The organism is Phaeovibrio sulfidiphilus (genome assembly GCF_014861485.1).
Classification (GTDB): Bacteria; Pseudomonadota; Alphaproteobacteria; order Rhodospirillales; family Rhodospirillaceae; genus Phaeovibrio; species Phaeovibrio sulfidiphilus.
This window is the reverse complement of sequence record NZ_JACZHT010000005.1, coordinates 26,667-46,489: the sequence shown is the minus strand read 5'-3', so window position 1 is coordinate 46,489 and position 19,823 is coordinate 26,667. Positions and strand designations below refer to the sequence as shown.

At 67.3% G+C, this 19,823-nt stretch carries 14 protein-coding genes and 1 tRNA gene; 10 read left to right on the top strand and 5 right to left on the bottom strand.

Annotated elements, in window-relative coordinates; translation table 11 throughout:
* Nucleotides 1-611: 611 nt before the first annotated feature.
* Entirely contained in the window at nucleotides 612-2,630 is a 2,019-nt protein-coding gene (gene tkt, locus IHV25_RS07440) for a transketolase (RefSeq protein ID WP_192534488.1), read from the bottom strand.
* Nucleotides 2,631-2,793: 163 nt separating this feature from the next.
* Nucleotides 2,794-3,672: a polyprenyl synthetase family protein gene (locus IHV25_RS07435; RefSeq protein ID WP_192534487.1), complete on the bottom strand. Its 879-nt coding sequence runs from the start codon at nucleotides 3,670-3,672 to the stop codon at nucleotides 2,794-2,796.
* A 309-nt stretch (nucleotides 3,673-3,981) separates the two neighbouring features.
* Here IHV25_RS07435 and IHV25_RS07430 point away from each other — a divergent pair, with 309 nt between their 5' ends.
* Nucleotides 3,982-4,956 carry a carotenoid 1,2-hydratase gene (locus tag IHV25_RS07430; RefSeq protein ID WP_242018875.1) on the top strand — a complete coding sequence of 325 codons (975 nt, stop codon included), beginning with the start codon at nucleotides 3,982-3,984 and terminating at the stop codon, nucleotides 4,954-4,956.
* Between the two features lie 402 nt (nucleotides 4,957-5,358).
* On the opposite strand, the gene IHV25_RS07425 is transcribed toward IHV25_RS07430, so the two are convergent.
* Nucleotides 5,359-5,435, bottom strand: a tRNA-Ile gene (locus IHV25_RS07425).
* Between the two features lie 212 nt (nucleotides 5,436-5,647).
* Between IHV25_RS07425 and IHV25_RS07420 the strand changes: the two genes are divergently transcribed.
* Together IHV25_RS07420 and gluQRS are read left to right on the top strand one after the other, a co-directional pair.
* On the top strand, nucleotides 5,648-6,172 hold the full coding sequence (locus IHV25_RS07420; protein WP_192534486.1) for an Lrp/AsnC family transcriptional regulator: 525 nt from the start codon (nucleotides 5,648-5,650) through the stop codon (nucleotides 6,170-6,172).
* Between the two features lie 212 nt (nucleotides 6,173-6,384).
* Nucleotides 6,385-7,233: a tRNA glutamyl-Q(34) synthetase GluQRS gene (gene gluQRS / locus IHV25_RS07415; RefSeq protein ID WP_192534485.1), complete on the top strand. Its 849-nt coding sequence runs from the start codon at nucleotides 6,385-6,387 to the stop codon at nucleotides 7,231-7,233.
* A 193-nt stretch (nucleotides 7,234-7,426) separates the two neighbouring features.
* On the opposite strand, the gene IHV25_RS07410 is transcribed toward gluQRS, so the two are convergent.
* The gene (locus IHV25_RS07410) at nucleotides 7,427-9,259 is read right to left on the bottom strand and encodes an SLC13 family permease (protein ID WP_242018874.1); all 1,833 of its coding nucleotides are present in this window, start codon (nucleotides 9,257-9,259) and stop codon (nucleotides 7,427-7,429) included.
* A 210-nt stretch (nucleotides 9,260-9,469) separates the two neighbouring features.
* Nucleotides 9,470-10,237: a Sir2 family NAD+-dependent deacetylase gene (cobB, locus tag IHV25_RS07405; RefSeq protein WP_192534483.1), complete on the bottom strand. Its 768-nt coding sequence runs from the start codon at nucleotides 10,235-10,237 to the stop codon at nucleotides 9,470-9,472.
* Between the two features lie 69 nt (nucleotides 10,238-10,306).
* Between cobB and IHV25_RS07400 the strand changes: the two genes are divergently transcribed.
* The 7 genes from IHV25_RS07400 (at nucleotide 10,307) to IHV25_RS07370 (ending at nucleotide 19,811) form a co-directional block, all read left to right on the top strand.
* Nucleotides 10,307-10,786 (top strand): low molecular weight phosphotyrosine protein phosphatase, encoded by a 480-nt coding sequence (locus IHV25_RS07400; RefSeq protein WP_192534482.1) that lies wholly within the window; start codon nucleotides 10,307-10,309, stop codon nucleotides 10,784-10,786.
* A 110-nt stretch (nucleotides 10,787-10,896) separates the two neighbouring features.
* Nucleotides 10,897-11,535, top strand: a complete 639-nt coding sequence (locus tag IHV25_RS07395) for a CHAP domain-containing protein (RefSeq protein ID WP_197974996.1) — start codon at nucleotides 10,897-10,899, stop codon at nucleotides 11,533-11,535.
* 525 nt (nucleotides 11,536-12,060) lie between these two features.
* The gene (locus IHV25_RS07390) at nucleotides 12,061-13,800 is read left to right on the top strand and encodes a long-chain-fatty-acid--CoA ligase (RefSeq protein WP_242018873.1); all 1,740 of its coding nucleotides are present in this window, start codon (nucleotides 12,061-12,063) and stop codon (nucleotides 13,798-13,800) included.
* 125 nt (nucleotides 13,801-13,925) lie between these two features.
* Nucleotides 13,926-14,333 carry a MerR family transcriptional regulator gene (locus IHV25_RS07385; RefSeq protein ID WP_192534481.1) on the top strand — a complete coding sequence of 136 codons (408 nt, stop codon included), beginning with the start codon at nucleotides 13,926-13,928 and terminating at the stop codon, nucleotides 14,331-14,333.
* Nucleotides 14,334-14,416: 83 nt separating this feature from the next.
* A complete protein-coding gene (locus IHV25_RS07380) occupies nucleotides 14,417-15,559 on the top strand; it encodes a thiolase family protein (protein WP_192534480.1) in 1,143 nt (380 codons plus the stop codon).
* A 14-nt stretch (nucleotides 15,560-15,573) separates the two neighbouring features.
* A complete protein-coding gene (locus IHV25_RS07375; protein ID WP_192534479.1) occupies nucleotides 15,574-17,904 on the top strand; it encodes a 3-hydroxyacyl-CoA dehydrogenase/enoyl-CoA hydratase family protein in 2,331 nt (776 codons plus the stop codon).
* Between the two features lie 104 nt (nucleotides 17,905-18,008).
* Nucleotides 18,009-19,811, top strand: a complete 1,803-nt coding sequence (locus IHV25_RS07370; protein WP_192534478.1) for an acyl-CoA dehydrogenase C-terminal domain-containing protein — start codon at nucleotides 18,009-18,011, stop codon at nucleotides 19,809-19,811.
* The last annotated feature ends 12 nt before the right edge of the window (nucleotides 19,812-19,823 follow it).

The window sequence follows — 19,823 nt, the reverse complement described above, 5'->3', positions numbered from 1 at the left end:
ATCTCAATCCTGATAAGCGTCGTGGCGGCCTTCCGCCTGACGCTCGCCTGGACCGGAACGGCGGGTGCCGCATATGCCGGACAGGCAAGTTGGGAATGGTTCGGTTGAGCGACGTCGTCCACCAGTTTGGGTTTTTTCAGCTGTCCCGGACTGTCCGGAGCACCCCTTTCCCGCCCTGAAAACCGCAGACTCCCTCGGCACGGAAGGAAAGGATAAACCGGAAAACGCCATTGTCCAGCGCAATGCGCCTTTTTTTCCCCGCTTTATTTTCGCCACAATTCAGCCCATTAAACACCCTAAAAAAAGCGAAAAAAAGACCCCGCACATGAGTCCCAACTCTATGTTTTAAAAAGATAAATAGAGGAAATTTCATCATTCTGCCATTACAACCTTATATTCCCGACTATTCTTCTACGGTATATCAACAGTAGCGACTCGAAACAAAAGCGGGCACAGCAAACGCCGATTCTTTCCTCCGTGATTCGTTTTGAGCCGCAACAAATGACTGGTTTTCAGGCAAAAAAAGAGGGGGCGGATCCCGATCCGCCCCCGTCGTTCCCATGCCGGGAGATCATATAAACTTATACCTCAGACGTACATCCGGGCCGCCCTCAGGCTGACGTCCGCCCCAGAAGGGCCCGCACCCGAGATGCCACATTCTCCGCCGTAAAGCCAAAATGGCGGAACAGCTCACCGGCCGGCGCAGACTCACCAAAGGTTGTCATGCCGATCACGTCGCCCTCAAGCCCGACGACCTTCCACCAGGGGTCGGGATGGAGCGCCTCGACCGCCAGACGGGGCAGGCCCGCAGGCAGGACGTCCGCACGCCAGGCCGCATCCTGGGACAGGAAAAGCTCCAGGTTCGGCATGGAGACAACGCGCACGGCGATGCCCTCCGTCGCCAGAAGCGCCTGGGCCTCCATCACAAGGGCGACCTCCGAACCGGAGGCAATCAGGACCGCGCGGGCGCGCGGCGCGTCACAGAGCACATAGCCACCGCGGAACGCCGCGGTCTTGCGTGCCGCGTCACGGGGCTGGGCCGGAAGGTTCTGCCGCGACAGCAGCAGGGCGCTGGGCCCGGTCTCCTTGCGCAGCGCCGAGGTCCAGGCCACCGCCGTCTCGAAACCGTCCGCCGGACGCCAGACCGACAGGTTCGGGATCAGCCGCAGGGAGGCCGCGTGCTCCACCGGCTGGTGGGTGGGGCCGTCCTCGCCAAGCCCGATGGAGTCATGGGTCAGGACGTGGATGACGCGGCGGTTCATCAGGGCGGCCATGCGGATGGCACTGCGCTCATAGTCCGAGAACATGAGGAAGGTGCCGGCAAACGGAATGAAGCCACCGTGCAGGGCCACACCGTTGAAAATGGCGGCGAGACCGAACTCGCGCACACCGGCGGACAGGTAGCGTCCGTCCGGGCCGTCATTGATGCGGGCCGCGCCCTTCCAGTCCGTCAGGTTCGAGCCGGTCAGGTCGGCGGAACCGCCCAGCATCTCGGGCAGGCTCAGGGCGAACTGCTCCAGAGCGAGTTGGCTGGCCTTGCGGGTCGCCACGGTGCCCGCGGCCTCGACCGCGTCCAGGGTCCGGGCCGCGAGGGCCTCGAAGTCCTCCGGAAGCGCGCCGGACATGCGGCGCTCGAACTCGGCGGCCAGGTCCGGGTAGGCCTTGCGGTAGGCGTCAAGACGGGCGTTCCAGGCCGTCTCGCAGGCGGCGCCGGCCTTGCGGGCATCGAACACGGCCCGGGCCGCGTCCGGAACCTCGAACGGACCCCAGGACCAGCCCAGGGCCTCGCGCATGGCGGCAATCTCGTCGGGCCCCAGGGGCGCGCCGTGGATGCCGGCGGTGCCCGCCTTCGAGGGCGAACCCTGGCCGATCACCGTGCGGGCACAGATCAGGGACGGCCGGTCCGTGACCGCCTGGGCCTGCTCCAGCGCCCGGGACAGGGCCTCGACATCGTGGCCGTCCACGTTCTCGACCACATGCCAGCCGTAGGCCCGGAAGCGCGCGGGCACGTCCTCGCCCAGCCAGCCGCTGACCTCGCCGTCAATGGAAATGCCGTTGTCGTCATAAAGGGCCGTCAGCTTGCCCAGCTTCAGCAGACCCGCAAGGGAGGCGGCCTCGTGACTGATGCCCTCCATGATGCAGCCGTCGCCCAGAAGGACAAACGTGTTGTGGTCCACAACCGGGTGGCCCGGGCGGTTGAAGTGCTCGGCCAGGAGCTTTTCCGCAAGGGCCATACCGACCGCGTTGGCAAAGCCCTGCCCCAGCGGTCCGGTCGTGGTCTCCACACCGGGGGTGATGTCCACCTCCGGGTGGCCCGGCGTGCGCGAGCCGTACTGACGGAAGCGGGAGAGCTCCTCCGCCGGAAGATCATAGCCGGCCAGGTGCAGCACAGAGTAGAGAAGCATGGAGCCGTGCCCGTTGGACACGACCACACGGTCGCGATTCGGCCAGCGGGGGTTGGCCGGATTGTGGCGGACAAAGCCATTGTCAACGCCCCAGAGAGCAACCGCGATTTCCGCCATACCCATGGGCATGCCCGGATGGCCGGAGGCGGCCTTTTGCACCGCATCGGCCGAGAGGAACCGAATGGCGTGTGCCGCCAGCTGCCGTGCGCTATTATCGACAGTCATGAGGGAGTCCTTTGCTCGCAGACAGACTACAACCGATATCTGAAAAACCGATCTGCGTGAGATACACCAAAGCGCCCGGGCAGGAAAGAGGAAACCCCGAATCGCGGGCACGAAAAAGGGGGGCCGGATTTGCCCCCCCTGGACTGGTGCCGCCGGCGCGGGCCTATTCGGCGGCGAAGGCCGCGAGGCGCCGGGGAATAAATTTTTTCGATTCCTGACGGATCAGGGCCCGGAGATGCTCGGCCCCCGCACAGTCGGGAACCGAGGCGGCCGCCTCCTCCACCAGGGACTGGAGACGGCGCACCGCCCCCTCGACCCCGAACTGGGCCACCGCGTTGGGGCGGTTGTTCGCCGCGTCCTGCCCCACGGGCTTGCCCAGGGTCTCGGCGTCCTCGGCCACGTCCCGAAGATCGTCCGCCACCTGATAGGCCTCGCCGATCCGGGCGCCGGGGGTCCACCAGGCGCTCACATCCTCCACACCGGCCGCCGCCGCACCGGCCATGGTGGCCGCCGCGAACAGGGATCCGGTCTTGGCCGCCTGATAGCCGTTGATCTCGATTTCCGGCTCGCTCTCCCAGGCCTGGCCCGCGGTGATGCCGTTGGGCACACCGACCGCGTCCGACACAATCCGGACCAGCGGAGCCAGGCGCTGCGGCACCGTGACCGAGGCCACGTCACACAGGACCTGGAAGGACAGAACAATAAGGCCGTCCCCGGACAGAACCGCCAGAGGCTCACCATACACCTTGTGAACACTCGGCTGGCCGCGGCGCAGGTCCGCATCGTCAAAACAGGGAAGGTCATCGTGGACCAGGGAGGCGCAGTGCATCATCTCGATGGCACAGGCCGCAGCGTCCGTCAGTGCGGGAGCGTCCTCCCGGCAGGCCATGGCCACCCCGACCGTCAGGCGCGGGCGGAACCGGCCTCCCCCGGGGAACACCGCGTGGTGCATGGCCTTGGCAAGAAGCGGAGGCGAGCCCAGTGCGTGCGTGCGTTCAAGGGCTTTTTCCAAAGCCAGGTCAATGCGGGCGCGAGGATCCATAAAAACCTCCGTTTGAGAGATATCAGGCACTGGAGGCGCCTTCTATAGTCGATTTCGACGACCGAGCCTAGGATGAAAGCGCGCAAGACACCAGAAGGGAATTGGCCGGTTCCCATTCCCGGACAGGGCCTTATAATACCGCCGTCGCGCCTGGCCCTCGGGCCCGCCCTGGTTCCGGGAACCGGGCAAACAGGCTTTCCTGCAACGTTTTCCTGATTTTCCTGGAGCTAGACCCTCATGACCTCGCACCCTCCCCCGTTGAAATCCGGCGGAGAGGCCGCGTCCACATCCGGGCGGCCGGACACGCACATGATGCCTCTTTTTTGCCCCGAAGCGACCACTTTTACCGACTCGGCGCCGGATTTCACCCTGCCGGTCCCCCCGGAGGGGTATGCCTGGTGGTACATGGATGCCGTTTCGGACGACGGGCGCCATGCCCTGACCGTCATTGCCTTCGTGGGCAGCGTGTTTTCCCCCTATTACGCGGTCACGGGGCGGCGGAACCCGGCAAACCACTGCGCCATGAACGTGGCCCTTTACGGGGACCACTCGGGCTGGGCCATGACCGAGCGCGGCAGCCGGGAGCTCGAGCGCTCGCCGGAGCGCATCGTCATCGGCCCCAGTTCCATGACCCTGGACGCCACGGGCCTGACCATCCACCTCGATGAGCGCACCTTCCCGCTTCCGGGGCGCATCCGCGGGCGCATCCGTCTGGAGGCCACCCACATCAGCCCGAACGCCTACCCCATCGACGAGGCGGGCCGGCACATCTGGCGCCCGGTCATTCTGAACGGCCGGGTCTCGGTCGAGCTGGACCACCCCAGACCCATCCGCTGGGAGGGAACGGGCTATATGGACTCCAACCGCGGGGACGAGCCCCTGTTCCGGGCCTTCCGGCGCTGGGACTGGTACCGGGCGGACCTGCCGGACGGCTCGGTGGGCCTGGTCTACGACGTGGAAGCCCGGGAAGGCCGGGGCAAGGATATCCTGCTGGCCCTGAAGGCGCCTCCGGGCGGCGGGCTGGAGAACGCGTGCGTGTCTGAGCGCATCCCCCTGAAAAACGGGCGCCACTGGCGGATCCGCCGGGCAATCCGGACCGACGGGGGCGCGGTGCCGTCCGTGGACCGCTTCCTCGAGGACACGCCGTTCTACACCCGGTCAGAGGTTCACGCCCCCCTGTTCGGGCAGGAGGCCCGCATCGTGCACGAAAGCATGGACCTGGACCGCCTGGCCTCCCGGTGGGTTCCGTTCCTGCTGCCCTTCCGCATGCCCCGGCGCCCCTGATCCGGCGCCCCTGAGCCTGCCCCTGATCCCGGGCCAACGCCGGCCAGGGAGCCGACCGAACACAGCCCCCGTCACGGCCCATCCGCCGTGGCGGGTGCGGGCCTCTGGCATTGATCGGGCCGCGTCCCTGCGGGGGCCCGGGAGAAACCCAAAGCGGACCCCGCGCCCCCGGGCAGACGGCCCCCCCCCCGCACCGGACACCGGCGCGCGGCCCCAAAAAGCGCACCGCTCTCCGACTGGGGCAGCCCGGCACGCCGGGTGCCGGACACCACAAAAACCGGCACAGAACAAAGGGTTCGCGGCCACGCATGCGCGGCGACGCCCGGAAACCGCAGACACGACAGGGGCACCCCCGTCCCGACAGGGACAGGGCCGGACAGGCGGCAGAGGCAGGGGAGGATGTGGTAGGCCCGGCAGGACTTGAACCTGCAACCGGACGGTTATGAGCCGTCTGCTCTAACCAGTTGAGCTACAGGCCCCCGACGCCCCTTCGTACCCGAAGGCGGGGGGCGACGCAAGAGCCTGGACAGGAATCCGTCTATGGAATCAGAGCCTGTAACCCCGTTTTTTGTCTTAACAATTGCTCATGTCAACGGTGATGGATTGCCGGGAAGGGCGCGGGCGTGTAACTTCCTTTCGTGAACGGCCCCGACGGCCGTTCTTTTTTCGTCCCTCCATGGAACCTCCCCCTATGACGAGCCAGCGCGTCAAACTTGACAGCATTGACCGAAAAATACTTGCAGACCTTCAGGACGACGGCCGAATTACAAACGTTGAGCTGGCCCGGCGGGCCGGGATCTCCGCCCCACCCTGTCTGCGGCGGGTGCGTGCGCTGGAAGAGGCGGGCTTCATCCGGGGCTATCACGCCGAACTGGACGGCGTCTCTCTTGGCTTTCATGTGACGGTCTTCGCCCAGGTCGGCCTGACCTCCCAGGCGGACGCCGATCTCAGGGGGTTCGAGTCCCTTGTGGCCACCTGGCCCGAGGTCCGGGAGTGCCACATGCTCGCCGGTGAAACGGACTTCCTCCTGAAGATCGTCGCCGAGGACTGGGACTCCTACCAGAAATTCCTGACCTCCCGGCTGACCCCGGCTCCGAACGTGGCCCAGATCAAGTCGGCCCTTGCGATCCGGACCGCGAAGCTCTGCCCCGGCGTGCCGATCCTGCCACCGGACGACGAGGAACTGGCCCGGGATCTGGAAGCCTCCGGCAGCTGAGGGCTGTTCAGGCGGCGCCGGGCGGAACCGCGGGCCGAAACGGGGCGGATCCCGTCCGGGCTCCCTGTGTGGCCCCGCCCCTGCGCACCACGAGCCCGCGCCCCCGGGCATGCGGGCGCAACACGGCCCCGGAGCCGACCGAAACCAGAGCCGCCCGAACCGGGCGCCTTGAGTGAAACACCTGCCCGGCCCCTGCCTCCGCGGAGAGCCCCTTGACGACTGTCACCCGTTTTGCCCCCAGCCCCACGGGCCTGCTTCACCTGGGGCACGCCTACAGCGCCCTTCTGGCCCAGGACGAGGCCCGCCGGACCGGGGGCCGGTTCCTGCTGCGCATTGAGGATATCGACCCGACCCGCTGCCGACCCGAGTTCGAGACCGCTCTTTACGAGGATCTGGCCTGGCTTGGGCTCAACTGGGAGACCCCCGTGCGCCGGCAGTCGGAGCATCTGGCGTTCTACCGGGAGGCCCTGTCCGGACTGGCGGCCCGGGGGCTGCTCTATCCCTGCTTCTGCACCCGCCGGGATATCGAGGCGGCCGCCGGCCCCGACGGGCCCCGGGGACCGGACGGGCTCCTCTACCCCGGCACCTGCCGAAGCGAAAGCCAGGCCCGCACACAGGCCCGGATCGCGGCTGGAGAGCCGTTTGCCCTCCGGCTGGATTTGCGCAGGGCTCTGGCCTGCGTGGACACCCCGCTTCTGTGGACGGACCTCGACGCGGGCGAACAGCAGGCCCGCCCGGAACAATTCGGCGATGTGATCCTGGCGCGCAAGGAAACCCCCACCAGCTATCACCTGTCGGTCACTCTGGATGATGCTCTCCAGGGAGTCACCCGGGTGGTCCGGGGGCAGGATCTCTTCGAGGCCACCCACGTGCACCGGCTGCTCCAGGCGCTTCTGGGCCTGCCGACACCCCTCTACCGGCACCACCGCCTTCTTGCGGGGCCCGACGGACGCCGGTACGCGAAAAGCGCCGGCTCCCTGTCTCTGCGGGCCCTGCGCGAGGCGGGAGAAACACCGGACTCCATCCGTGCCCGGATCGGCCTTCCGCCGGAGAGGGTGTAGGCCCGGAGCGCACGGAGGCACCCCGCCTCCTTACGGCCTGCGGCGATGGTTCCTGCGCCGTCCCGCCCCCACGGCCCGCGGCAGCGGTTGCCACGCCTTGGCTCCTCCCCTGGCGAACGGACTCCACCGGACACACGGACCCACGCAGGCGGAGCGGCACCGCCCCACGTGCCCAGTCGCACTCGGTGAGCCCTCAGGGCTGGAAGGGGAACACGACCGGCACCAGGAATACGGTCAGGACCATCACGGCCACGGTAAAGGGCACCCCGATCTTCACGAAGTCCATGAAGGTGTACTGCCCGGGACCGGCCACAAGGGTGTTCACCGGCGAGGACACAGGCGTCATGAAAGCCGCCGAGGCCGCCAGCGCCACCGCCATGCAGTACGGCAGGGGCGAGACCCCCATTTCCGTCGCCACCGCAATGGCAATGGGCGCCATGAGCACCGCCGTGGCCGTATTGGATATAAAGAGGCCGAACACCGCCGTGACCACAAACAGGGCCGCCACCATCACCTGGGGTCCGGCGTCCCCCACCGCCGTCCGCATGGCGTTGGCCGCAAGGTCGATCCCCCCGGTTTTCTGGAGCGCCAGGGAAAAGGGCAGCATGCCCACAATCAGGACCAGGCTCTGCCAGTGAATGGAGCGGTAGGCACTGGCCATGTCCACACACCGGAACAGGCCCAGAAGCAGGCAGCCGATCAGGGCCGCATGAACGTTGGGCACAACCCCGGTGACCATCATCGCCACCACCAGCCCCAGGACCACAAGCGCATACGGCGCCCGCGAGGGGGCGGGAACCAGGTCGTCCATCTCGGCGGGCATGTTGAGGACGATCAGCTCCTGCCGGTCCCCCTGGGAGATCTTCCGGATCGCGGACCAGGGCCCCACCACCAGAAGCGTGTCACCGATGTTCAGCTTCTCGGTGGCAACCATGCGCTCCATGGGCTTCTTGCCCCGCTTGATGCCCAGCACAATCAGCCCCCAGGTGGAGCGGAACGCCGCGTCCACCACGGTTTTCCCCACCAGATCGGAGTCCGCGGGGATCATCAGCTCGGCCATCCCGATCAGCTTGGACTGGTCGGTGAAAATCGTTCCCGTCAGGGGCATGCGCCGCAGACCGTGGCGACGGCAGAAGTCATCGATATCGAAATCCTTGGTGCCCACGTCCATGAACAGGACGTCGCCGGCCTGGATCTCGGTCTCCGGGTGGGGCTTGATGATCTCGGTGGTGAAGCGCTTCTTGCGCTCGATCGAGATGATGTTCACCCCCGAGCGGCTGCGCAGGTCCAGCATGCTGATCTTGCGCCCGGCAAACAGGGACGACGAGCTCACGGCCAGGCGGTACTCCCTCCCCAGAAGGTCATACTCCTTGGCCCAGGTGGCGAACCGGGGGCGCGAGGCCCGGGCCCGGGTCCGCTCGTCCCGCGAGACCAGCCAGCGCCGCGCGAACAGCATGTAGAGGATGGCCATGATCAGGATCGGCACGCCGAACGGGGTGAAGTCGAAAAAGCTGAACCCCTCGAACCCCCGGCGGTGAAGCTCGGAGTTGACCACAAGGTTCGGAGGCGTCGCCACCAGCGTCATCATGCCACTGATCAGAGCGGCAACAGACAGGGGCATCATCAGGCGCCCCACCGCCAGCCCCAGGTTTCCGGCAATGCGCAAAACGACTGGGATGAAGATGGCCACAACGCCGGTGGAGCTCATGAAGGCGCCCACACCGCCCACAATGGACATGAGAAGAACCGTCAGGCGGGTCTCGCTGCCTCCGGCCCGGCGGGCCAGAAGATCGCCCATGCGCTGGGCAACACCCGTGCGCACCAGCCCCTCGCCCACAACAAACATGGCCGCAATCAGAATAACGCTGGGGTCGGAGAAACCGGCCAGGGCCTCGTTGATGGAAATGATGCCTGTAAAGGGAAGCACCGTCATCATGATCAGTGCGACCGCGTCCATGCGGGGCTTGTTCAGGGCAAACATGATAATGGTCGCTCCCAGAAGCGAGAGAACCCAAATCAGCTCCATACTCATGTGTTCCCGGACCCTCCGTGCAATGGACGGGGCATTCTACATCAGAGCCCCTTCAATGTCCCCCTGACTTGCCGGAGGATTGATGAAAATCCGGAAAGCATCTGGAAAGGGCATCCGGGCCGGGGCGGTGATTTCCGGCCGCGTCCGGACGAAGCCGGGAAGCGGCGAAAAAGGCGGTCAGGAGGGGAAAACGGGCGCCGGGGCTCAGATCGCGGTGAGATCAAGCCGGGCCAGAAACTCGGGAACAACCCGGGTCGCCGGACCGTAGAACGCCTCGTCAAAGAGGGACGCGCCGTTGCCGGGCTCGAGGTTGATCTCCACCGTCCGGGCCCCCGCCTGCCCCGCGGTCCAGACAAAGCCCGCCGCCGGATAGACGGTGCCCGACGTGCCGATGGACACGAACAGGCGGCAGTGCTCCAGAGCCGTCTGGATCCGGTCCATCTCGAGGGGCACCTCCCCGAACCACACGATGTGGGGGCGCAACTGGCCAAGCCGCCGGCAGCGGTCACACGGGCTGTCGGGCGTCAGGTCTCCGGGCCAGGACAGGACCGCGCCGCAGTTCAGGCAGCGGGCCTTTTTCAGCTCGCCGTGCATGTGGATCAGCGCCCGGGAGCCCGCCCGCTCGTGCAGATCGTCCACGTTCTGGGTCACCAGGAGAACCTCACCCGGGAAACGGCGCTCGAGTTCCGCAAGAGCGATGTGCGCGGCGTTGGGGTGAACATCCGCAAGCTGGGCGCGCCGGGCGTTGTAGAAGCTCTGGACCATGAGGGGATCGGTCTCGAAGGCCTCCGGCGTGGCGACGTCCTCGATGCGAACCCGGTTCCAGGTGCCGTCCGCGTCCCGGAAGGTGGCCAGCCCGCTTTCCTTTGAAATCCCGGCGCCCGTAAGAACCACAATGGCCGGCCGCTCGGGAAGGATACCCGGCCCGCCGGTCGACCCCACAGGGCTTTGGGCATTGGATTTTACGGGCATCGGCGGTATCCTCCGGACAACAGAAAACAGGCGCCGCAGCATAGCATAAACGCCCGAAGGAGAGAGACCGTGAAACGCATCTTGTTCGTCTGCACTGGCAACATCTGCCGCTCTCCCACGGCCGAGGCGGTCTTCCGGAAAATGGCGGACGCCGCCGGCCTGGCTGTGGAGGCGGACAGCGCCGGCCTTGCGGACTACCACGTGGGGCACCCGCCGGATCCGCGCTCGCGCGAGGCCGCCCGGGAGCGGGGCTACGACCTGAGCAGCCTCAGGGCCCGGACGGTCAGCCTCCGGGACTTCACTGACTTTGACCTGATCGTGGCCATGGACCGGGGGCACTTCAACACCCTCATGCACCTGGCTCCGGATGACGCGTCGGAGCGCATCTGCATGATGACGGACTACGCGTCCCGGCCTCCGAAAAGCGAGGACGTGCCCGACCCGTATTACGGCGGCGCCCAGGGCTTCGAGGATGTGCTGGACCTGCTGGAGGACAGCTGCGCCGGCCTGGTCGCCTCGCTGAAGGCCGCTGTACCGGAGCCCCGCTGACCCCCAACGCCCCCCGCGGATCCCTTGCGGACCCACACACGTCCCGCAGACACCACGCGCCCCGCAGACCCCACGCGCGGCCCTGCGCCGCCCCTCTCGGAGCCAACGCCATGTCCCAGCGCGCGCCCTCCCGCCCCGGAATGCTGCTGCGTCTCGGGCTTGTGCTGGCCGCCGTGGCCGGGGCCGGATACGGCGTCCTGACCTACAGCAACGTGAACCCCTCACACAAGCGGGGGGAGGAGATCGACCGCCTGAACGGCGTCGCGGTCCACTACAACGGAGGGATCAACCAGGCCTCCGGACGGAACCTGTCCCCCGACGGCTACAACTACGGTCTGCGCTGGCAGTGCACCGAATTTGTCAGGCGCTATTACGACCAGGCCCTGGGACACCGGATGCCCGACACCTGGGGCGACGCCCGGAGCCTCTTCGACCCGGCCCTGGAGAGCGGGGCCCTGAATCCGGCCCGGGGCCTGATCCAGTACACCAATGGCACAAGCGGCCCGCCGGCCGTAAACGACCTTGTGATCTTCGCCCCCCGCCTTCTCAGGCCCTGGGGTCACGCAGCCATTGTGAGCGCGGCAGCGGGAGACGCGGTGGAAATCGTCCAGCAGAACCCGGGGCCCTTCTCCCCCTCCCGGGAGGTGCTTGCGCTTGACTGCACCGCGGGCGCCTGCGCCCTGCCGGACGGCATCCTGGGCTGGCTGCGCCTGCCGCCAACACCACCGGAGACCGACGCCGCAAGATAAGGATCGCTGATTCTTTCCGGCTTATTTCTGGACACTGGATTATTTTTGGTGATAGCGTGGTTCAAAAGGCCGGACCAACCGGCCTGCAGTCAAGGGAGACCGACCATGCTGGACGCTGAGTTCCCGCCACCCGTTTATCCCCATGCTGTCCCGCGAACCAGCGGGCGGGCTCTTCAGGCCCGGCTGAGTGCGTGCCGGAAACCGGACCCCGCCCGAGGGCTCCGGCCTTGCGTGAGCACCTCGCGCTCCCCCCGGCGGAACGGGCTTTCCCCTCGATAGCACGCCCCGAATGCACCCCGGCCCGGGCCCCGCCCGGCGCGGGCCCACTGTGCGTTCACCCCGCCCACCCGCGGGGCCCCGACACCGACCCCGCCCCCACCACGCAAGACCCGACACACGGGACGGCCCCTGTCGCCGCCCCCTGACGGCTCCGAAACATCCCTCGTGCCCGCATGCGAAACGGCCCGGACCTCCCGGGCGCCGCTTCACCCTGTTGTATCCACTCTGTTTCCTGGGAGTAACACCATGCATTCCCCCCCGGATCACACCTTGCAGGACACGATTGTACCGGCCCCCGGTGAACCCTCCATTGTCACGACCCCCCTGGGCAGGCCCCTTCCGGACGTCACCGTCACCGAGTTTATGGAAGCGGCCGTCAGGGGCTTCGAGGACCGGCCCGCCATGGATTTTCTGGGACGCAAGACCAGCTACGGCGAGTTGCTGTCCCAGATTGACCGGGCGTGCCGGGGCCTCCAGGACCTGGGGGTTGGGCCGGGGAGCCAGGTGGGGCTCTGCCTGCCCAACTGCCCCTATTATGTGGTCGCGTACTACGCGGCCCTGAAGGCGGGAGCGACGGTGGTCAACTTCAACCCCCTCTACGTGGAGCGGGAGATGCTGGCCCTGGCCCAGGACTCGGGCATCAGCATCATGATCACCCTGGACAACGCGGAGATCTTCGCAAAGGTCTCCACGCTCCCCGGCCGGACGGCCCTCGAGAAGGTGATCGTCTGCCCCCTGTCCGGCGCGCTGCCGATGATCAAGGGCTTTCTCCACGACATCCTGAAGTCCTCGAACGTTGCCAGGGTTCCGGACAGCCCCGTCTACATGACCTGGCAGTGCCTTCTGGAGAACGATGGCGCCCCGGACCCGGTCAAGCTGGATCCGAAAACCGCCGTTGCCGTGTTCCAGTACACGGGCGGAACCACCGGACTGCCCAAGGCCGCCATGCTGAGCCACTTCAACCTGGTCTCCAACGTGATCCAGTCCCAGGACTGGTTCCCGGAGATCCGGCGGGGGGAGGAGCGCATGCTGGCGGTCATCCCCTTCTTCCACGTGTTTGCCATGACGTCGGCCATGAACTACGGCGTGTCCATCGGGGCCGAGCTGGTCCTTGTGCCCCGCTTCGACGCGGAGCTTGTGGTGCGCACCATCATCCGCACGCGCCCCACCCTGTTTCCGGCGGTTCCCACGGTCTACTCGGCCATCCTGGATGTCCACGAACGGCTGAAGGGGGACATGTCCTCGCTGCGCTTTGGCATGTCGGGGGGCGCGCCGCTCCCGGTGGAGCTGAAAGAGACCTTCGAGCAGAAAACCGGCTGCCGGCTGATGGAGGGCTACGGACTGTCGGAAACCTCGCCCGTGGCCTGCTGCAACCCCTTCGACGGACGTCCGGTCAAGGCCGGATCCGTGGGGCTGCCTGTCCCCGGAACCACGATCGAGGTGCGCTCGCCCCACGACCCGGAGGTCATCATGCCGGCGGGCGAGAAAGGAGAGATCTGCATCCGGGGCCCCCAGGTCATGTCCGGCTACTGGAACCGGCCGGAGGAAACCCATGACAGCTTCGTCCAGGGAGCCCTGCGCACCGGCGACGTGGGCTACATCGACTCCGAGGGCTACCTGTTCCTGGTGGACCGGATCAAGGATGTGATCCTGTGCGGGGGCTACAACGTCTACCCGCGGGTGATCGAGGAGGCTCTCTACCGGCACCCGGCGGTGGCGGAGGCCATCGTCATCGGCCTGCCGGACGACTACCGCGGCGAGGCCCCCAAGGCCTTCGTGCGCCTTCTGCCGGGGACCGAGGCCTCGGGCGAGGACATCCTCGAGTTCCTGAAGGACCATCTGAACCGGATCGAGATCCCCCGGGAGGTGGAGATCCGCGACGACCTTCCCCGTACCGCCGTGGGAAAGCTCTCGAAACGGGCCCTGCGCGAGGAGGAGGCCGCCCTGGCCCGGGAGGAGGAGCGGCGCCGGCAGAAAAACGCGTAGGCATCTGCGGGGAAATCCGGACTTGACGGGTCTTTTGTCTTCGTGTTTACGTATACGTCATGCCGTTACCGGTCACGTCAATCCGATAGCGGAATCCTTTTTCCAGAAAGCCCGGAACCCCGCACATGTCTGAGGAGACCCTCTACACTGTCAGCCAGCTGGCCGCCCTTCTCGGGATCACGGCCAGAACGCTCCGTTTCTACGAGGACAAAAGCCTGATCTCGCCCCGGCGGGTCGGCAACGCGCGGGTCTACACGGACAAGGACCGGGCCCGCATGATCCTGATCCTGAGGGGAAAACAGCTGGGGTTTTCCCTTCGGGACATTCGGGAGTACCTGGACCTCTACCGGGCGGACCCGTCCCAGAGAGCCCAGACCCAGCTTCTCCTGGATCGCGCCCGGGAGCGGATCCAGACTCTGGAGGCCCAGAAACTGGCTCTGGAGACAACGCTCCGGGAACTCCGGGACATGGAAACCCAGTGCCTCGAGGTGCTGGAGGGGAAAAAGAGGAGGGTTGAAGCCCGCACCGCCTGACTCCCCGGACGGCGCCCCACCGGGCGCACGATCCGAACGCCTGCCAACAAAAAAACAAAACCGTCGAACAGGGAACTCAAACCATGACCGATGTTGTCATCGCCGGCTATGCCCGCTCAGCCTTCACCCCCGCCCACCGGGGCGCGTTCGCCAAAGTCCGTCCGGACGATATCGCGGCGAGCGTTGTGCGCTCCCTGGTGAAACGCTCGGGCATCGACCCGACCACCCTCGAGGATCTGATCATGGGATGCGCCTTCCCCGAAGGCGAGCAGGGAAACAACGTGGCCCGGCTGGTGGTCCTCCAGGCCGGACTGCCCCTCTCGGTGGGCGGCGTGACCGTCAACCGTTTCTGCGGCTCGTCCATGCAGGCGGTCCACATGGCGGCCGGAGCCATCCGGATGGGGGCCGGAGACGCCTTCATCTGCGCGGGCATGGAAAGCATGAGCCGCGTCCCCATGGGGGGCTTCAACCCCATGCCGAACCCCACGCTCCGCGAAAACCTGCCCGGAGCCTACATGGGCATGGGGCTGACCGCGGAAAACGTGGCGGAGCGCTGGTCCATCGACCGCCCCACGCAGGAGGCCTTCGCCCTTGAGTCCCAGAGGAAGGCCGCACAGGCCATGGCCGAGGGGCGCCTGAGTGACGAGATCGTCCCGGTGACCGATCCGAAAACCGGCGCCGTGGTGGACACGGACGGCTGCCCCAGACCCGACAGCACCGCCGAGGGACTGGCCGCGCTGAAGCCCGCGTTCCTGGAAACCGGAACGGTCACGGCGGGAACGTCCTCGCCCCTGACGGACGGCGTGGCGGCGGTTCTGGTCTGCTCGGCGACCTACGCCCGGGACCACGGCCTGACGCCCATGGCCGTTGTCCGCAGTTTTGCCATCAGCGGGTGTGACCCGGAGATCATGGGCATCGGGCCGGTCGAGTCCAGCCGCAAGGCCCTGAAGCGCGCCGGGCTGAACACGGGCGACATCGATATCGTGGAACTGAACGAGGCCTTCGCGTCCCAGTCCCTGGCCTGTATCCGGGATCTTGGGCTGGATCCGGCCCGCATCAACCTGGACGGCGGCGCCATTGCCCTTGGGCACCCCCTGGGCGCGACAGGCGCCCGCATTGTGGGCAAGGCGGCCTCGCTTCTGGTCCGCGAGGGCCGGCGTTACGCGCTTGCGACCCAGTGCATCGGCGGCGGTCAGGGCATCGCCACCGTCCTCGAACGCGCCTGACAGGGAGCCGGATCATGACCGATATCAAAAAGGCCGCGGTGATCGGCGCCGGGGTCATGGGGGCTGGCATTGCCGCCCACATGGCCAACGCCGGGATCCCCGTTCTCCTGCTCGACATCGTTCCCGAGAACGCCACCGACCGGAGCGTTATCGCCCGGGAGGCCATCGAGCGCCTGAAGAAGACCCGCCCCGCCCCGCTGATGAGCGCCGCGGGTGCCCGGCTGATGACCCCGGGGAACATCGAGGACGACCTGAACCAGCTCGCCGACTGCGACTGGATCGTGGAGGCCATCTCCGAGCACCCCGGGCGCAAGCAGGCCCTGTACGAGAAAATCGAGGCGGTGCGCCGGGATGGCTCCATCGTGTCCTCGAACACGTCCACCATTCCCCTGTCCGTGCTGACCGCCGGCCTCGGGGAGCGCTTCCGGCGTGACTTCCTGATCACCCACTTCTTCAACCCGCCGCGCTACATGCGCCTGCTGGAACTGGTCACCGGACCGGACACGAACCCCGCAAAGGTCGAGGTGGTCCGCGCCTTCTGTGACCGCTTCCTGGGCAAGGGCGTGGTGGACTGCCGGGACCGCCCGGGCTTTCTGGCCAACCGGCTGGGCGCGTTCTGGATGCAGGTCGCCGTGGTGGAGGCTCTGGAGCGGGGCATCGACGTGGAAACCGCCGACGCCGTTCTGGGCCGCCCGTTCGGCGTGCCCAAAACCGCCGTGTTCGGCCTTCTGGACCTTGTGGGCCTGGACCTGATCCCTGCGGTCAACGCCAGCCTGGCCGGCGCCCTGGAGCCGGACGACCCCTTCCGGGCCTACGCACGGCCCATCCCCCTGATCGAGACCCTGATCGCCCAGGGCTTCACGGGGCGCAAGGGGCGCGGCGGCTTCTACCGGCTGGAGCGCGACGGCGCGACCCGGACCCGTCTGGTCCTGAACCTGAAAACCGGAGACTGGGAGGCCGAGCGCAAGCCCCGCCCCGCCGTCCTGAAACAGGCCGGGAAAGACCTGCGCGTCCTTCTGGAGTCCCCGACCCCGGAAGGGGAGTACGCCCGGGCGGTCATGGCCCGCACCCTGGCCTATGCGGCCCATATGGTGGGGGACGCGACCGACGATCCCCACGCCATCGACCTGGCCATGACCCTGGGCTACGGCTGGAAGCACGGCCCCTTCGAGCTTCTGGACCGGATCGGGCCGTCCCTCGTGATTGGCCTTCTGGAACAGCTGGGCGAGGCAATCCCGCCGTTCCTGAAGACCCTGAACGGCCGCACGGTGTACACGGTCCAGGACGGCCGGCGCCAGGTGCTCCAGGGCACAGGGGCGGACGTGCCCGTCTCCCGTGCCGCGGGCGTGCTTCGCCTGTCGGATATCAAGCTGGCCGGAAAGCCCGTGTTCCGGGGTCCGGGCGGGAGCCTCTGGGATCTGGGCGACGGAGTGGCCTGCTTCGAGCTGACCTCAAAAATGGGCACCTTCGATGCCGGCGTCCTGAAGAGCCTGGCCACCTCCCTCGAGCGGGTGGGGCAGAGCTTCGGAGCCCTGGTGCTCTACAATGACAACGAGCGGGCCTTCTCCGCCGGAGCCAACCTGGGCATGGCCCTGTTTGCCGCCAACATGGCGGCCTGGCCCATGATCGCAAACCTGGTCGAGGCCGGACAGAAAACCTTCATGGCCATGCGCTCGGCACCGTTCCCCGTGGTGGGCGCCCCCTCGGGCCTGGCCCTGGGCGGGGGCTGCGAGATCCTCCTGCACTGCGACGCCGTCCAGGCCCACGCGGAAACCTACATGGGTCTGGTGGAAACCGGGGTCGGCTTTGTCCCGGCCTGGGGAGGGTGCGCGGAAATGCTCCACCGCTGGCAGACGGCTCCGGGCTACCCCAAAGGCCCCATGCCCGCCGTCGCCCGGACGTTCGAGATCCTGTCCATGGCCACAGTTTCGGAATCCGCACAGCACGCCAAGGAGCTTCTGTACCTCCGGAAAACGGACGGCATCACCATGAACCGGGACCGGCTTCTTGCGGACGCGAAAGCCCGGGCCCTGTCCATGATCGAGGGCTACGAGCCCACCGGACCCCGGGAGTATGTCCTGCCCGGTCCGGCCGGACGCACAGCCCTGGACCTGGCGGTATCCGCCTTCCTCAAGCAGGGCCGGGCCACCCCCCATGACGTGGTGGTTGCCGGAGCCCTGGCGGACGTGCTGACCGGCGGGCCGGAGGCCGACCCGAAAACGCCGCTGCCCGAGTCCGCTCTTCTGGAGCTGGAGGGCGAGGCCTTCCTGCGCCTCGCACGGACCCCGGCCACGCTGGCCCGGGTGGAGCACATGCTGGCTACCGGCAAGCCGCTTCGGAACTGATGTCTCACTCCGGGGCCGGAACGCCGGACCCCGGAGCCCTTCTCAAACACGAAAAACCACAACCCGGATTCCCGAACCGGGACTTCACCAGGAAGGAACAGGAAATGGCTGCGTACAAGGCCCCGCTGCGCGACATGCGCTATCTTCTTCACGACGTCTTCCAGGGGGCGAACCTTGCATCCCTGCCCGGGTTCGAGGAGTTCACCCCGGACCTTCTGGACGCGGTTCTGGACGAGGCGGCGAAGATCACCGAAAACGTTCTGCACCCCCTGAACCGCTCGGGGGACGAGGAAGGCTGCCGCATCGAGAACGGCCAGGTCCGGACGCCGAAAGGCTTCCCCGAGGCCTACCAGGCCTTCCGCGAGGGGGGCTGGACCTCCGTGTCCTCGGATCCGGCCTGGGGCGGACAGGGGCTGCCCCGCGCCCTCAACACCCTGATCGAGGAAATGATCTGCTCCGCGAACGTGTCGTTCAGCCTGTACCCGGGCCTGACCCACGGCGCGTGCATCACCCTGGGGCGCTACGCCTCGCCCGAGCTCCAGGAAACCTACCTGCCGAAGATGGTCGAGGGCGTCTGGTCCGGCACCATGTGCCTGACCGAACCCCACGCGGGAACGGACCTGGGCCTGCTGCGCACCACGGCCCGCCCGCTCCCGGACGGCTCGTACTCGGTGACCGGCACCAAGATCTTCATCACCGCCGGTGACCACGACCTGACCGAGAACATCATCCACCTGGTCCTGGCCCGCCTTCCGGACGCGCCGAAAGGCGTGGGGGGCATCAGCCTTTTCCTGGTGCCGAAGTATGTCCCCGACGCCAGCGGCAAGCCGGGAGAGCCGAACAACGTGGTCGCCAGCGCGCTTGAGCACAAGATGGGCATCAAGGCCTCCGCCACCTGCGTCATGAACTTCGATGACTCCCGGGGCTGGATGGTGGGCGAGCCCAACAAGGGCCTGCGGGCGCTGTTCACCATGATGAACACCGAGCGCCTTGGGGTGGGTCTTCAGGGCCTGGCCCTGGCCGAGGCCTCGTACCAGGGGGCGGCGACCTACGCTCTCGAGCGCCTCCAGGGCCGCTCGGTGGCCGGCCCCCGCTTCCCGGACCTGCCCGCCGACCCCATCATCGTGCATCCGGACGTGCGCCGCATGCTCCTGACCCAGCGCGCCTACGCCGAGGGCTGCCGCGCCCTGGCGGTCTGGGTGGCCATGGCCCTCGACAATGAGAGCCGCAACCCGGATCCCGAGGAGCGGGCCGCGGCCTCCGACCTGGTGGCCCTGATGACCCCCGTGGTCAAGGCCCTGCTGACGGACCTGGGCAGTGAGGCCGCCAACCTGGGCATGCAGGTTCTGGGCGGGCACGGCTACATCCGGGAGCACGGCATGGAGCAATACGTGCGCGACTGCCGCATCGCCCAGATCTACGAGGGCACCAACGGCATCCAGGCCCTGGACCTGGTGGGGCGCAAGCTCCCCGAGGGTCAGGGGCGCCTGCTGCGCCAGTTCTTCCATCCGGTGGAGGCCTTCATCGCTGAGCACTCCGGCAACGAGGCCCTGGCGCCGTTCATCGGTCCCCTCCAGAAGGTGTTCGGACGCCTCCAGCAGGCCACCGGCTTCATCGCCGAGCGGGGCATGGCCGATCCCGAGGAGGCCGGCGCCGCCTCAAGCGACTACCTGCGCCTGTTCGGCTTCACCGCCCTCGCCTGGCTGTGGGCCCGCATGGTGGTGGTCTCGATGCCGAAGGTCGGAACCCACGAAGACCCCACCGGCTTCCACGTGGCCAAGATCGCAACAGCCCGGTTCTTCATGGAGCGCGTCCTGCCCCAGACCTCGGGCCTGTTCGCCGCCATCATGGCCGGCGGCGGCTCCATGAGCACCTTCCCGGACGAGGCCTTCGGCGACCGGAACTGACCGGAGCCGAAG

Excerpts from the sequence above, each read along its gene's own strand:
- tkt (WP_192534488.1), bottom strand. The coding sequence starts at position 2,630 with ATGACTGTCGATAATAGCGCACGGCAGCTGGCGGCACACGCCATTCGG.
- IHV25_RS07435 (WP_192534487.1), bottom strand. The coding sequence starts at position 3,672 with ATGGATCCTCGCGCCCGCATTGACCTGGCTTTGGAAAAAGCCCTTGAA.
- IHV25_RS07430 (WP_242018875.1), top strand. The coding sequence starts at position 3,982 with ATGATGCCTCTTTTTTGCCCCGAAGCGACCACTTTTACCGACTCGGCG.
- IHV25_RS07420 (WP_192534486.1), top strand. The coding sequence starts at position 5,648 with ATGACGAGCCAGCGCGTCAAACTTGACAGCATTGACCGAAAAATACTT.
- IHV25_RS07410 (WP_242018874.1), bottom strand. The coding sequence starts at position 9,259 with ATGGAGCTGATTTGGGTTCTCTCGCTTCTGGGAGCGACCATTATCATG.
- cobB (WP_192534483.1), bottom strand. The coding sequence starts at position 10,237 with ATGCCCGTAAAATCCAATGCCCAAAGCCCTGTGGGGTCGACCGGCGGG.
- IHV25_RS07395 (WP_197974996.1), top strand. The coding sequence starts at position 10,897 with ATGTCCCAGCGCGCGCCCTCCCGCCCCGGAATGCTGCTGCGTCTCGGG.
- IHV25_RS07390 (WP_242018873.1), top strand. The coding sequence starts at position 12,061 with ATGCATTCCCCCCCGGATCACACCTTGCAGGACACGATTGTACCGGCC.
- IHV25_RS07385 (WP_192534481.1), top strand. The coding sequence starts at position 13,926 with ATGTCTGAGGAGACCCTCTACACTGTCAGCCAGCTGGCCGCCCTTCTC.
- IHV25_RS07380 (WP_192534480.1), top strand. The coding sequence starts at position 14,417 with ATGACCGATGTTGTCATCGCCGGCTATGCCCGCTCAGCCTTCACCCCC.
- IHV25_RS07375 (WP_192534479.1), top strand. The coding sequence starts at position 15,574 with ATGACCGATATCAAAAAGGCCGCGGTGATCGGCGCCGGGGTCATGGGG.
- IHV25_RS07370 (WP_192534478.1), top strand. The coding sequence starts at position 18,009 with ATGGCTGCGTACAAGGCCCCGCTGCGCGACATGCGCTATCTTCTTCAC.